Source organism: Rhizobium sp. TAL182, assembly GCF_002117725.1.
Lineage (GTDB): Bacteria > Pseudomonadota > Alphaproteobacteria > Rhizobiales > Rhizobiaceae > Rhizobium > Rhizobium esperanzae.
Window position 1 is genome coordinate 283,729 of sequence record NZ_CP021029.1, and the last position, 12,958, is coordinate 296,686.

The window sequence follows — 12,958 nt, forward strand, 5'->3', positions numbered from 1 at the left end:
GCACAGCATGGACAAGCCCAAGCATGACCATTCAAGCAAGCGGAAGCCGAACGATCACGACGAGACCGCCGCCTTCAGCATCACCGAGCGAAACCGAACCTCCAGCCCCTTCGACGACCTCGCGGACAATCGCAAGCCCGAGTCCGCTCCCTTCGCTTTCGGTTCCCATGATCCGATAGAACCGCTCAAAAACCTGCTGGCGCTCCCCTTCGGGAATGCCCGGCCCGTTATCCTCAACGGTGACGACGGCGTGGCCGTCCGCCTGCCCGACGGCGACCGTCACCCGTCCATCGGCTTTGCTATAACGGATCGCGTTGTCGATGAGGTTGACCAGCATCTCGCGCAGCATCGTCCCATCGCCCTCGACGACAACCGGCCGGTCCGCCTCCAGGCCCACGTCGATGTTGCGCTTGAGCGCTTCTTCGGCATAGGCCTCCAGGATCTCGCGGGCCGCCTTGCAGAGATCGGTCGCGTCGCTGCGCGGGCGGCGGCTGCCGGGCTCGGCCCGCGATAAGGTCAGCAACTGGCTGGCGAGACGCGAAATCTGCCGGGTGCTGGTGCGCAGCGCAGCAAGCGCCTCGTCGCGGCGGGCGGCATCGTCTTCGCGGGAGGCCACGCTCGCCTGCGTCGAAATCAGCGCGAGCGGCGTCCTCAACTGATGCGCCGCGTTCGATACGAACCGCCGCTGTGCGGCCATCTGGTTCTGGACGCGCTCCATGTAATCGTTCAGCGCATGGACGAGCGGACGCAATTCGCTCTGCACCATCTCGGGTGACAGCGGATCAAGACGGTTGCGCCCACGCCGGCGCACCGCGTCCCGCAGCCTCAGAGCAGGCGCGAGGCCGCGTTGAAGCCCAAGGATCGTAACCAGGCTTGCGACAAAGACGAGCACGAACTGCTTGGAAAAATCCGAAAGCCACAACTGCCTTCGCATCGCATACTGGCTGTTATGCGTCACGGCGACGGTCACCGAGATCGTGCCGTCATTGGGAAGACCGACGACCGGATGATCGAGCATCAAGACGCGCACGTCGGCGCCATGGAAGGCGAGATCCTCGCCGACGCGCTGGACGGTCGGCCGCGGCAGATCGGGAAAGCCGCTCACCAGATTGCCCCAGGCGGTGATGACCTGGTAGGACACACGGTCGCCAAAGCCCGTATCGAACATCTCGAGCGCGGCCGGCGGAACGTCCACCTGAACATTGCCGCCCTCATCGACGCGCACCGCCTCGGCGATGACCCGGGCGGATGCAAGAAGCGTTCGGTCCGTCACCAGCTTTGCCGTCGCGTCGGCCGACCAGAAGCTGTCGTAGAGATTGAAGGCGATGGCGCCGAAGAGCGTCAGCAGCACCCAGCAGAGCAGTTGCACCCTCAGGCTCTGGCTGAGCCGCGTGATCGTTCCGCCCGCCTTTGTCACGACGCTATTGGACATGTCTGAGGAGATAGCCGAGCCCGCGTAGCGTCGCGATCTGAACCGAACTGTTTTCGAGCTTCTTGCGGAGCCTGTGGACGTAAATTTCAATGGCGCTCGGATCGGCCTCGTCGTCGAAACCGAAGACGCTTTCGGACAGGGCGGCTTTCGAGACAGTGGTGCCGAGCTTCATGACGAGCTGTTCGAGAACGGCATATTCCCGCGGCGTCAATTGCAGTGGTTCGTCTGCCACGAAAAATTGCCGCGTGCCCCCGGAAAAACGCAGGTTCCCGACGGTGATCTCGGAGGATGCCCGGTCCTGCCCGCGGCGCACCACGGCACGGATTCTCGCCTCGAGTTCGGCGATTTCGAAAGGCTTGGCGAGATAGTCGTCGGCGCCGCTATCGAGTCCGGCCACGCGGCCGTCCAGACTTGCATTCGCGGTCAGGATGATGACCGGCAACTTGTTTCCTGACTGCCTCAGCCGCTTCAAAAGCGTCAATCCGTCAAGCTTGGGCAGCGAAAGGTCGAGAATCATCGCCGAATATTCCGCCACCTTGAGCAGATGCTCGGCGTCCTCGCCATCATAGGCAATATCGATAGTGTACTGCGCCTGCCGCAGGGCTTTGCCCAGCCAGGCCGCCAGATCCTTGTTGTCCTCCACCACAAGCAGTCTCATCCGTCCCCCTTAGCACGGGCAGAGGGCATGGCGGAAGCGTGCCTAAGGCGTTGTATCTCGCCTGCCGCTCCCGGCGCGACGCCGCCCTCGGCAATCATTGGCGCGAATTGTCCGCCATTTGTCCGACGCGGGCATTTTCCTTTGGCTTTAGGCGGCAGAATATGGCTTCATGATCAACCACCACGGAGCAGAAAATGTCCGGCCATGAAACCATTCTTCTCGTCATAGACGCCCAGGAGTCCTTCCGGCAGCGCGATTATTGGGATGAAGGCCTCGCACCCGCCTATATCGAACGCCAGCAGGCTCTTATCGACGGCGCAGAAGCCCGCGGAATACCCGTCATCCAGATCTTTCATGTTGACGGAAACGGGCCGTTTTCGGAAAGCTCGGGCTTCGTCAGAACGCTCGCCCCTCTCAGGATCGCTCCCGAAGCGATCTTCAGGAAGAACCGCCATAGTGCACTCGTCGGTTCGGGCCTCGACGTGTGGCTGACCAGGAATGGCGTTCGCCGCATCATCGTCTCCGGCATCCGTACCGAACAGTGCTGCGAGACCACGACCCGTCACGCCTCCGATCTCGGCTATCAAGTCGACTATGTCGGCGAAGCGACCCTGACCTTCCCGATGACGGACGTATCGGGACGCACATGGAGCGCCGGAGAAATCCGCGGCCGCACGGAACTGGTTTTGTCGGGCCGTTTCGCCCGGATCGCAACCGTCGAACAGGCGCTGGCGGGAAGCGGAGAGCAACTCGCGGCATGACTGATACAGCGCGGCCCTTCGATATCCCCGTCTACGTCGTCGTGCCGCCGCGCGTGCTGCTGCTCGATGTCGCCGGCCCGATCGAAGTGCTGCGCAAGGCGAACCTCGAACAGAAGACGGTGCGCTTCAGCGCCACCTATATCGGCCCATCGGCAACGGTCGGCAGCTCGATCGGCCTTGCCGTTACGGGTGTCGCCGCCTTGCCGGAGCGCTTGCCCGATCAGGCGCTCGTCGTCATCGCCGGCAGCGCCGACGCGCCGATGGAGAACAACCGTCCGTGGGACGAAGAGGAGCGCGCCGCCCAGGCCGCGATCGTCGCCTGGCTGAAGCGGGCCATTCGCCCGGGGGTTCGGCTGGCCTCGATCTGCTCGGGCGCCTTGCTCGCGGCCGAGGCCGGAATGCTCGATGGCCGCGAATGCACCACCCATCACGGCTGCATGGAGGACCTGGCAAGGCTCGCGCCCACCGCGCGCATCCGGGACAATCGGCTCTACGTCGAGGATGGGGAGCGCCTCACCAGCGCCGGCATCACCGCCGGCATCGACCTCATGCTGCATATCGTTGCCGAAGCGGCGGGACATGCCTGCGCGCTTGCGGTGGCGCGATATCTCGTCGTCTATCTCAGGCGCGGCGGCTCGGATCCGCAGCTTTCGCCCTGGCTCGAAGGCCGCAACCATATCCACCCGGCCATCCATCGCGCCCAGGATGCAGTCGCCGCCGATCCTTCCCGCGACTGGTCGGTCGCCTCGCTCGCGCGCCTCAGCGGCGCCAGCCCGCGAAACCTCTCACGGCTGTTCAACGAACACACCGGCATGAGCGTCACGGATTTCGTCAACCGCATGCGCGTGGCGCTCGCCCGCGAGATGCTCGCCGGCTCAAGGCTGGATATGGAGGCCGTGGCAATGCGCGCCGGCTTCGGCTCGGCCCGGCAACTGCGCCGCGCCTGGAACCGCCTGCATGACAGCCCGCCGAGCGCGGCCCGGACGAAGCCGGCCGTGGGCTCATAGAGTAAGAGGAAGGGGCGCGCGCCCGACCTCATTTTCGACGCCGGGGGTTGCAGCGCCGGCTACATCCGTACCCCAGATCTCGATCTGCGTCAGCGCCGGAAAGGGTGAGATGTCCTCAGCCTTGATGAGGCCATGCAGCTCGATCCATTCGATGATGCAGGGCTCGATGGAAAAGCCCTGGGCGGCACCGGATTTGACCAGCGGGAAACGAGAGGTCTTGCCGCTCGAGAAGGTGACGCTCACCTCTTCCCACCAGGAATCATGCGGGAAGTCCGCGCGAAGGTAGAAGACAATTTCGTCGACGCGGACCGGCCTGCCGAACTCCACCGTCAGCGCCGCTTGCGGATCGCGATTGATGCCCCAGCTCGTATAGGGCCAGAAGCCATGATCGTCATTGGCCTTTTCGCCGTCGATGGCGTTTCTGGCGGCAAAGACCGCTTCGCCTCGGGTTTCGACATTGGCGCGCGCATGCGGAAATAGCGCCCGGTTGGCGTGATCGTCCCAGGGGTTGAGCGCAAGATTGCGCCGATGGGCGATCTCCTCGGGGCGCGCACAGCGCACGGACAGCCGGTGGATATCGCCGCTGAACGCATTCGGGGAATAGGATTTGCGCTTGTCGCCGAAAGGCACCGCAAGCGCGTAGGAACATTGCTTCATATAGACCAGGCTTGGCTGGATCGCACTGTCCAGCGCGAGAAAGACATGTCCGGGCCTGGAGACTTCCACAATCACCTGCTCGCCCTCGCGATAGCTTTGACGATAGACCAGGAACGTCTCATCCTGCCCAGTGGCGCTTGCCAATACGGACCCATCGGCATCCACGATCTTCAGCGTCAATTCCATGTTCGTCCTCCTCAGAGCCTGAAGATTTCTGACAGCATCAGGCTCTAACTATTTAATTTATCAGTAATTTCAGGAGCTTCCCGGCAAGCGGAATGCGCAGGCGATAGAGCTTCTCCGGCCAAGCCGATCTCAGCCTGAGATCATTCACCTCGATCTCGTCGATTTCGATCGGCCCGGCGCCGTCGACGAAAATACTGCCGAGATCGGCAAGATCGATCCTGTCCCGGGTGATCGTCGGCGGCAGGCATGTCATCAGCGACAGAACCGCCGCTTTGTCGCCGTCATAGCTATCGACGATCTCGACATGGCGTCCGCGGACCAAGGAGACGGCACGCCGATAGCTGCGCAGTTGCGCTTCCACCGGATAGGCGCCAGCGATGTCGAGAGATATGCGCGCCAGGTTCTCACCGAATTCCGTTTCGACGTCCTGCGCGCCGAAAGCTTCGCCGGCGGACTGCATGACGCCGTCGAATGTCGGCAGGTTGTGATAGGCCGACTGCATCGTCCAGATCTCGTAGCGCCGCGGCGAAAAGGTCTTCGCCGTGTAGGTCTCGACGCCGACATCGATCAGGAATGGGCGCCCGTCCTTGTAGAGGGTCACGCTGCCGACGTCGTTGTGATTATGGCCCTCGCCATTGTTGCCGCCCTTGACCGCAAGCGAGAACCGATCGTCGCGAGCGACAAGCAGGCCGATGCCGGGATAAAAAATGTCCCGGCGCGACAGCGCATGCGGCTCGATGATCGGGATCTGCGGGCCGGCCAGCAGTTCCTGCACGCGATACCAGAGGTTCCATTCCTCGGGCAAATGCGGGTGTTCGACGGCAGCCCTGTCGGCTGCGGCGAAGTCCGCCAGCATCTGCGAACCAACCGCTTTGCCGAACAAATATTCCCGTGCGCTGCAGGGCTCGACGACGGCCGAGGAGTCCGCGAAGTTGAAATAGTAGCGGCCGGCCACATGCATGTTGGCGATATATTCGGCCATGTTGCGGATCTTCGGCTGCTGCCAGATCCCGGCAAAAAGGCCCGGCGCCGCGGCGTCCAGAACCGTCAAGGCGCCATGAAGGCAGAGGGCGGCGTGACGATAATAGAGCACGCCCTCCTCACAGGCTCCATCCTCGGCATAGTCCTTGAGGAAAGCGTCGAGGCTACCGAGCGCCTTCTCGACAACCGCCCGGCGCGTCGCCTGATCAGTGTTCAGCGAGAAGGTCGCCAGCAGGACGTTCTGGGTAATCCAGGCTGTCCAGTTGTTCATCCTCTCATTGCCACGGCCCATCCACCAAAAGTGCCGCCCGAGATAAGGCAAGAGAATGCGGCCCTCGATCTCGCGCGCCACCCGTGCGGTGATCTCAGGGCTGACGCCGTCGAGCGCCTTGCCCAGCAGGGCGACGATCGTTGCGAGCAGGGCTGCCGTTTCGGCGGCGAAGAGGTCGACAACGGGCTGCGAATTATCGGGAAGCGACAGGCGCGGGCCACCACGTTCATAGCCATTGTGCGCCGGAAGCTGCCAGCCGCTCTCCTCCACGATCAGGAAGATGCCGTCAATGATCTTCGGCAGGAACCGCCCATTGCCTTCGACGAGTTCGCCGAGCACCACATCATTGAGCATCCGCCGCCGGGTGAAATAAAGCTCCTCAAAACGCGAGCGATTGCCGCTCGTCGTGTATTCGCGGTAATCTGAAGCCGTGATCAGAGGCCAGACCCGCGCAAGTGTGGCTTCGGCATCGCGAATAACCGCATCGCGCATCGCCTGCGGCACCGCACTCCATCTCCCGCGATCGGAAGAAACCGCTCCGGGCGTGAAGTCGCCCAAGCTGTCCGGCAGACCTCCTGAAATCTCGCTGAACATGTTCCTCACTACGCTGAAAATGCCGCCACGAGCGTGTGGCCTTCCATGCTCACTTATCATATGTTTCTAGCGTCCGCTATAAAATTTGTATGATCTATTCAGAACTTGTTTGACCAGTGCCAGATATGTGTTATGCCGTTGGTCGGGGGAGAATGGCGGCGGCCGGCAGAGGAATCCACAAGCCGTCAGCCGCAGAAGATCCGCGCAGGAGGAAAGCATCGGTGTCCATATCGAATTCGATCATCGCAACGGATGGCGCCCCGGCAACTTCTGACCGGAAGGTGGCGGTCCTGTCCAAACGGCAGCGCAAGATCCGCAGCGCGCTCGTCGCTTACTCTTTCATCGCGCCGAATTTCCTCGGCTTCGCCGTCTTCACGCTCGGGCCGATCCTCTTCGCTTTCGCGCTTGCTTTCATGCATTGGGACGGCTCGAACGCGATCACCTTCGCGGGGCTCGACAATTTCTGGCGGCTCTTCGAGGACAGGGCATTCATCGCAGCCTTCTGGAATACGATCATCTACACGGTCGCCTCGGTGCCGGCGACATTGCTCTGTGCGCTCGGCCTCGCCGTTCTCCTCAACCAGAAGATCGTAGGCCGCGATTTCTTCCGCACCGCGATGTTCTTTCCCTACGTCGCCTCGCTGGTCGCCGTCGCGGTCGTGTGGAACATGATCTTCAACCCCGAGATGGGGCCGGTGAACATGATCCTCTATACGCTCGGCCTCGATCCGAAAAACATGCCGAGATGGGCGGCCGACCGCCATTGGGCGATGGTCACTGTGATCCTCTTCGGCATCTGGAAGAACATGGGCTATTACATGGTCATCTATCTGGCCGGGCTGCAGGGGATCAATGCCGAACTCTATGAGGCAGCCGATCTCGACGGCGCCAATTCCTGGCAGAAATTCATCCATGTCACCGTGCCGCAGCTCGGGCCGACGACCTTCTTCGTCACCGTCATGCTGACGATCCAGTCCTTCAAGGTGTTCGACCAGATCTACATGATCACCCAGGGCGGCCCCGGCACCTCGACGCTGGTTCTCGTCTACCACATCTACAACGAGGCTTTCATTTCCTGGGATCTCGGCTATTCCAGCATGGTGGCGCTCGTTCTGTTCTTCCTCGTGCTCGCCGTCACCGTCTTCCAGTTCCGCCGCCAGCGGGAGGACGAGGCATGAGGATCGCGGGACGCAAGGTGACCGCCAAAACGGTCTTGCTCTATGCCATCATTGTCACGGTGACGATTGTCATGCTGATGCCCTTCGCCTGGATGCTTTCGGCATCCCTGAAGCTCAGCCGCGACGTCTTCGCCTTCCCGATCGAGTGGATACCGTCACAGCCGCAATGGCAGAACTACGTGGATATCTGGACGAAGATCCCGCTTGCGCTCTTCATCTACAACACCTCGAAGCTGACAATCATCGTCACGCTGCTGCAGCTTCTGACTTCAAGCTTTGCGGCCTACGCCTTCGCCAAGCTGAATTTCCCCTATAAGAACACGCTGTTCCTCGGCTATATCGCCACCATCGCCATGCCCTGGCAGGTCTATATGGTGCCGCAATTCCTGCTGATGCGCGAGTTCGGCCTCAACAACACGCATCTGGCGCTGATCTGCCTGCAGGCCTTCACCGCCTTCGGCGTCTTCCTGATGCGGCAATTCTACATGTCGATCCCGACCGAGCTTTGCGAGGCGGCGCGCATCGACGGCATGAACGAATATCAGATCTGGGCGCGCATCATGCTGCCGCTCTCCAAGCCTGCGCTCTCGACACTGACGATCTTCACCTTCGTCAGCACCTGGAACGATTTCCTCGGCCCGATGATCTATCTGACCAAGACGGAGCTGAAGACAGTCCAGATCGGCCTGCGCATGTTCATCTCGCAATATTCAGCCGAATACGGGCTGATCATGGCGGCCTCCGTCGTCGCACTCGTGCCCGTTCTCGTCGTCTTCCTCGCTCTGCAGCGCTTCTTTGTCGAAGGCATCGCCTCGACGGGACTGAAGGGTTAAAGCCATGAATGCCGTTTCAACAGTCGCCCCGCAGCCGATCACCGACAAGGAAGTGAAAACCGCGCTCGATCTTGCCGTCGAGCAGGTCCGGCGCAATCTTCCCACATTCACCTACGCCGCGCAGAACCATTCGAGCGTCAATAATTTCTATCCCGCCGTCGCCAACGACCAATGGACCGCCGGCTTCTGGCCGGGCGAGCTGTGGCTCGCCTTCGAGCATAGCGGCGATCCTGTGTTCCGGCATGCCGCGCAGATCCAGGTCCAGTCCTTCCTGCATCGGATCGTCAACCGCATCGAGACCGATCATCACGACATGGGCTTTCTCTATTCGCCCTCCTGCATCGCCGCCTGGAAGCTCGTCGGGGACGAGGACGGCCGCAAGGCCGCGATCCTGGCCGCCGACCAGCTGATCGAGCGCTTCCAGCCGATCGGCCAGTTCATCCAGGCCTGGGGCCGCAAGGGCAGGCCGGAGGAATACCGCTACATCATCGATTGCCTGTTGAACCTGCCGCTTCTCTACTGGGCCAGCAGCGAGACGGGCGATCCGAAATATCGTGAGATCGCGCTCACCCATGCTCGCACCACGCTCGCCAACTCGGTGCGTCCCGACGATTCCACCTATCACACTTTCTACATGGACCCGGTCACCGGCGCGCCGGTGCGCGGCGCCACCAAGCAGGGCTACCGGGACGACAGCGCCTGGGCGCGCGGGCAGGCCTGGGGCATCGCCGGCATGGCGGTCTCCTACCGCTACGAGCGGATCGAGGAATATCGCCAGACCTTCGACCGGCTGCTCGCCTTCTACCTCAACCGGCTGCCGGCCGACATGGTGCCCTATTGGGATCTCGTCTTTTCGGATGGCGATGGCGAGCCGCGCGACAGTTCATCAGCCTCGATCACGGCCTGTGGCCTGCTTGAAATGGCCGAGCTCGTCGAACCTGAAACCGCCGAGCGCTACCGCACGCTGGCGCGGCGCATGATGAAGAGCCTTGCCGATCACTATGCGGTCAAGGACGCCGCGGTTTCAAACGGCCTGGTGCTGCACGCCACCTATTCGAAGAAATCGCCCTTCAACACCTGCCGCGGCGAGGGCGTCGATGAATGCGTCTCCTGGGGAGATTATTATTACATGGAAGCTTTGACGCGCCTGTCGCGCCGCTGGTCTTCCTATTGGTGAGGTGAGGAGAATCCGATGGCCAGCATTTCCCTTAAAGAGCTGAACAAATCCTACGGCGCGCTCACCGTCGTCCATGACATCGATCTTGAGATCGCCGATAAGGAATTCATCATCCTGGTCGGCCCCTCCGGCTGCGGCAAATCGACGACGCTGAGAATGATCGCCGGCCTCGAGGAAATCTCCGGCGGCGAACTCCGGATCGGCGGCGACGTCATGAACGATGTCCCTTCCAAAGACCGCGACATCGCCATGGTCTTCCAGAACTATGCGCTCTACCCGCATATGACCGTCTACAAGAACATGGCTTTCGGCCTGCAGCTGCGGAAGGTTTCGCGCGATTTCATCGACAAGCAGGTCCAGGATGCCGCCAAGATCCTTGACATCACCCATCTCCTGAACCGCAAGCCAAAAGCGCTTTCGGGCGGGCAGCGCCAGCGCGTGGCGCTCGGCCGCGCCATGGTGCGCAATCCCGCCGTTTTCCTGCTCGACGAGCCGCTTTCCAACCTCGACGCCAAGCTGCGCGGGACGATGCGCTCGGAAATCACCAAGCTGCATAAGCGCCTCGACGCCACCTTCATCTATGTCACTCACGACCAGGTGGAAGCCATGACCATGGCGGACCGGATCGTCGTCATGAAGGACGGGCACATCCAGCAGGTCGATACGCCGCAGAACCTTTACGACCGTCCCGTCAACATGTTCGTCGCCGGCTTCATCGGCGCGCCGCAGATGAACATGCTGCCCTCGACCATTCAGCGCCGGGGCGCCGGCTTCATCGCCGTCTTCGACGGACGGGAACTGCCGCTGCCCGATCATTTCGACAAGGGCAGGATCGCCCCTTACGAGGGCCGCGAGCTGGTGCTCGGTATCCGTCCGGAGAACTTCCACGAACTGCCGCCGGCCGACATTCCGCCCGAGAACCTGGCACCGCTCAAGGCGGTGGTGGAATTGGCCGAACCGATGGGCTCGGAAGTGCATCTGAACATGGTCGCCGGCGGGCGCAATCTCATCGCTCGCGTATCGCCGCGCTTCCGGCCTGCGATTGGCGACGCGGCGACGCTGGTGGCGGATATGAGCAATGCCCAGCTGTTCGACAAGGAAACCGAACGCTCGATTCTTTACTGAGGCGCCAGCGGGAGACGGCGATGCAGTGGTTGCGGGACATGTGGACGAAGGAGGGGCCGGGCATTCCGAAGGATGCGCCTGCGAAGACCGGCCTTGCCCTGTTCATCGAGACCCTCGTCCGCGAATGGTGGGAGATGGTCAAGCTCAACATCCTGTTCCTCCTGGCCTCGCTCCTCGTCGCGACGCTGCCGGCGGCACTCGCCGCCATGGCGCGGGTTTCGGTGGCTTTGGTGGAGGATCGCAACACCTATCTCCTCAGGGATTTCACGGAAGCGTTCCTGCATTATTTCTGGCGCGCCACCGCCTGGGGTCTGGCGCTGGCCGCGGCCTTTGCCATCTGCATCTATGTGATCCTCACCTATGGCGTCGGAGCGCGGGACAACTTGATTCTTGCCGCCCCGCTCGCCGTGGCACTTGTCGCCACCACCTTCCTTGCGGTCACTGCCTGCCATCTCATCGTGCTGATGGTGATGCGCGACCTGCCGGCTCTGCGGCTCCTTCGTCTCGCCGCGCTCGCTTCCGTCGTCCGTCCGCTTCCGGCGATCGTGGCGCTGGCCTTCAACGCTGCCCTGTGGCTGGCGCATATCCTCTTCTATCCGGTTTCCGTGTTCATGCCGGCGATCTTCAATTTTTCACTCGGAATGTTCGCCGTCGCATTCGGCGTCCATCGGGCGGCGGTGATGGTTCTGGACCAGCCGGAGACATCGCAGCCGCACCGTAAACCGCATGCACCAAACGCATCATAAAACAGTCGATCCAGAGACGATCCAGGGAAGGAGAACAGAAATGTATTTGGATAAATTCGGGAGGACGGTGAAACTCGCCGTAGCGGGTTTCACCTTGGCCGCAACAACGGCCGGCGCCGCACTTGCACAAGACGCCGTAACGCTGAAATGGGCTTTGTGGGACTGGGACAAGACAGCCTATTACAAGCCGCTGATCGAGGCCTATCAGGCCAAGCACCCCAATGTGAAGTTCGAGCCGATGGACCTCGGCTCGCAGGACTACCAGCAGATGATTTCGACGCAGTTGACCGGCGGCTCGAAGGACATCGACATCGTCACCGTCAAGGACGTGCCCGGCTACACCAACCTGGTGCGCGCCGGCAACATCGCCGATCTCAGCGGCTTCATGAAGGATCAGAAGATCGATCCGGCGCCCTATGGCGGCCTGATCGAGGAACTGACGATAGACGGCAAGATCTATTCCATTCCGTTCCGATCGGACTTCTGGATCGTCTATTACAACAAGGACATCTTCGATAAGGCCGGCGTTCCCTATCCCACCAATGACATGACCTGGGCGCAGTTCGATGCAACGGCCGAGAAGCTTGCCGGCGGCATGGGCACTAACAAGACCTATGGCGCGCTGCTTCATACCTGGCGCTCCACCGTCCAGTTGCCCGGCATCCTCGACGGAAAACACACGCTCGTCGATGGCGATTATGCTTTCCTGAAGCCGTGGTACGAGCGAGCGCTCACCCTGCAAAAGGACGGCGCCATTCCCTCCTACGCCTTCCTGAAGACGTCGAACACGCATTACTCGGCGCTCTTCTTCAACGGCACGATCGGCATGCTGCCGATGGGAACCTGGTTCGTCGGCACCCAGATCACCAAGGTGAAATCCGGTGAATCGAAGAGCAAGAACTGGGGCATCGTGAAGTTCCCGCATCCGGATGGCGTGGCCGCCGGCACGACGGCTGCGCAGATCTCAGGTCTGGCGGTCAACGCCAATTCCACTCACAAAGAAGCTGCCCTCGACTTCATCAAGTTCGTCACCGGCTCGGAAGGGGCGGCCGTTATCGCCTCGACAGGCACCTTCCCGGCGCTCAAGACCGCTGACGTCAGTGCAAAGATCGCGGCGACGCCTGGTTTCCCTGAGGACGCGGCCAGCAAGGAAGCGCTGATACCGTCGAAGACCTACCTGGAGATGGCGGTCAATCCGAACGCCGCTAAAATTGAGGTCGTCCTGAACCGCGCCCATGACGCGATCATGACCGATAACACCTCCGTCGACGACGGCTTGAAAGAAATGACTGAAGGCGTGAAGGCCATCAAGTAAGCGCCATACGACATCGCGGCCGCGGGTGAGCATTTCG

Annotated in this window: 12 protein-coding genes; 8 read left to right on the plus strand and 4 right to left on the minus strand. The window is 61.7% G+C overall.

Features of this window, described 5'->3' with window-relative positions; all coding sequences use genetic code 11:
* Positions 1–31: 31 nt before the first annotated feature.
* Positions 32–1,432 (minus strand): sensor histidine kinase, encoded by a 1,401-nt coding sequence (locus Tal182_RS30405; RefSeq protein WP_085861937.1) that lies wholly within the window; start codon positions 1,430–1,432, stop codon positions 32–34.
* Positions 1,422–2,090: a response regulator gene (locus Tal182_RS30410; RefSeq protein WP_064807633.1), complete on the minus strand. Its 669-nt coding sequence runs from the start codon at positions 2,088–2,090 to the stop codon at positions 1,422–1,424. The genes Tal182_RS30405 and Tal182_RS30410 overlap by 11 nt, the downstream gene beginning before the upstream one ends.
* A 194-nt stretch (positions 2,091–2,284) precedes the next feature.
* On the opposite strand from Tal182_RS30410, the gene Tal182_RS30415 reads away from it, so the two are divergent.
* Both Tal182_RS30415 and Tal182_RS30420 read left to right on the plus strand, forming a co-directional pair.
* Positions 2,285–2,851, plus strand: a complete 567-nt coding sequence (locus tag Tal182_RS30415; RefSeq protein ID WP_064813205.1) for an isochorismatase family protein — start codon at positions 2,285–2,287, stop codon at positions 2,849–2,851.
* A complete protein-coding gene (locus Tal182_RS30420; RefSeq protein WP_085861938.1) occupies positions 2,848–3,858 on the plus strand; it encodes a helix-turn-helix domain-containing protein in 1,011 nt (336 codons plus the stop codon). The genes Tal182_RS30415 and Tal182_RS30420 overlap by 4 nt, the downstream gene beginning before the upstream one ends.
* Here the strand turns inward: Tal182_RS30420 and Tal182_RS30425 are convergent.
* Together Tal182_RS30425 and Tal182_RS30430 are read right to left on the minus strand one after the other, a co-directional pair.
* Positions 3,853–4,701: a carbohydrate-binding protein gene (locus Tal182_RS30425; RefSeq protein ID WP_085861939.1), complete on the minus strand. Its 849-nt coding sequence runs from the start codon at positions 4,699–4,701 to the stop codon at positions 3,853–3,855. The two genes, Tal182_RS30420 and Tal182_RS30425, sit on opposite strands and share 6 nt — an antisense overlap.
* Positions 4,702–4,753: 52 nt before the next feature.
* Complete coding sequence (locus Tal182_RS30430) at positions 4,754–6,547, minus strand: heparinase II/III family protein (RefSeq protein ID WP_085861940.1); 1,794 nt, start codon at positions 6,545–6,547, stop codon at positions 4,754–4,756.
* 221 nt (positions 6,548–6,768) lie between these two features.
* Between Tal182_RS30430 and Tal182_RS30435 the strand changes: the two genes are divergently transcribed.
* From Tal182_RS30435 to Tal182_RS30460, 6 genes are read left to right on the plus strand one after another with little or no spacing between them, the layout of a single operon-like run.
* Complete coding sequence (locus Tal182_RS30435) at positions 6,769–7,725, plus strand: sugar ABC transporter permease (protein ID WP_085861941.1); 957 nt, start codon at positions 6,769–6,771, stop codon at positions 7,723–7,725.
* On the plus strand, positions 7,722–8,558 hold the full coding sequence (locus tag Tal182_RS30440) for a carbohydrate ABC transporter permease (protein ID WP_020919612.1): 837 nt from the start codon (positions 7,722–7,724) through the stop codon (positions 8,556–8,558). The genes Tal182_RS30435 and Tal182_RS30440 overlap by 4 nt, the downstream gene beginning before the upstream one ends.
* 4 nt (positions 8,559–8,562) lie before the next feature.
* Positions 8,563–9,735 carry a glycoside hydrolase family 88 protein gene (locus tag Tal182_RS30445; protein WP_085861942.1) on the plus strand — a complete coding sequence of 391 codons (1,173 nt, stop codon included), beginning with the start codon at positions 8,563–8,565 and terminating at the stop codon, positions 9,733–9,735.
* Between the two features lie 15 nt (positions 9,736–9,750).
* A complete protein-coding gene (gene ugpC, locus Tal182_RS30450) occupies positions 9,751–10,860 on the plus strand; it encodes a sn-glycerol-3-phosphate ABC transporter ATP-binding protein UgpC (protein WP_064812727.1) in 1,110 nt (369 codons plus the stop codon).
* Positions 10,861–10,880: 20 nt separating this feature from the next.
* The gene (locus Tal182_RS30455; protein WP_085861943.1) at positions 10,881–11,606 is read left to right on the plus strand and encodes a YesL family protein; all 726 of its coding nucleotides are present in this window, start codon (positions 10,881–10,883) and stop codon (positions 11,604–11,606) included.
* A gap of 40 nt (positions 11,607–11,646) precedes the next feature.
* Positions 11,647–12,921, plus strand: coding sequence for a sugar ABC transporter substrate-binding protein (locus Tal182_RS30460; protein ID WP_064807653.1), 1,275 nt, complete (start codon positions 11,647–11,649; stop codon positions 12,919–12,921).
* Positions 12,922–12,958: the final 37 nt, after the last annotated feature.

Excerpts from the sequence above, each read along its gene's own strand:
- Tal182_RS30405 (WP_085861937.1), bottom strand. The coding sequence starts at position 1,432 with ATGTCCAATAGCGTCGTGACAAAGGCGGGCGGAACGATCACGCGGCTC.
- Tal182_RS30410 (WP_064807633.1), bottom strand. The coding sequence starts at position 2,090 with ATGAGACTGCTTGTGGTGGAGGACAACAAGGATCTGGCGGCCTGGCTG.
- Tal182_RS30415 (WP_064813205.1), top strand. The coding sequence starts at position 2,285 with ATGTCCGGCCATGAAACCATTCTTCTCGTCATAGACGCCCAGGAGTCC.
- Tal182_RS30420 (WP_085861938.1), top strand. The coding sequence starts at position 2,848 with ATGACTGATACAGCGCGGCCCTTCGATATCCCCGTCTACGTCGTCGTG.
- Tal182_RS30425 (WP_085861939.1), bottom strand. The coding sequence starts at position 4,701 with ATGGAATTGACGCTGAAGATCGTGGATGCCGATGGGTCCGTATTGGCA.
- Tal182_RS30430 (WP_085861940.1), bottom strand. The coding sequence starts at position 6,547 with ATGTTCAGCGAGATTTCAGGAGGTCTGCCGGACAGCTTGGGCGACTTC.
- Tal182_RS30440 (WP_020919612.1), top strand. The coding sequence starts at position 7,722 with ATGAGGATCGCGGGACGCAAGGTGACCGCCAAAACGGTCTTGCTCTAT.
- Tal182_RS30445 (WP_085861942.1), top strand. The coding sequence starts at position 8,563 with ATGAATGCCGTTTCAACAGTCGCCCCGCAGCCGATCACCGACAAGGAA.
- ugpC (WP_064812727.1), top strand. The coding sequence starts at position 9,751 with ATGGCCAGCATTTCCCTTAAAGAGCTGAACAAATCCTACGGCGCGCTC.
- Tal182_RS30455 (WP_085861943.1), top strand. The coding sequence starts at position 10,881 with ATGCAGTGGTTGCGGGACATGTGGACGAAGGAGGGGCCGGGCATTCCG.
- Tal182_RS30460 (WP_064807653.1), top strand. The coding sequence starts at position 11,647 with ATGTATTTGGATAAATTCGGGAGGACGGTGAAACTCGCCGTAGCGGGT.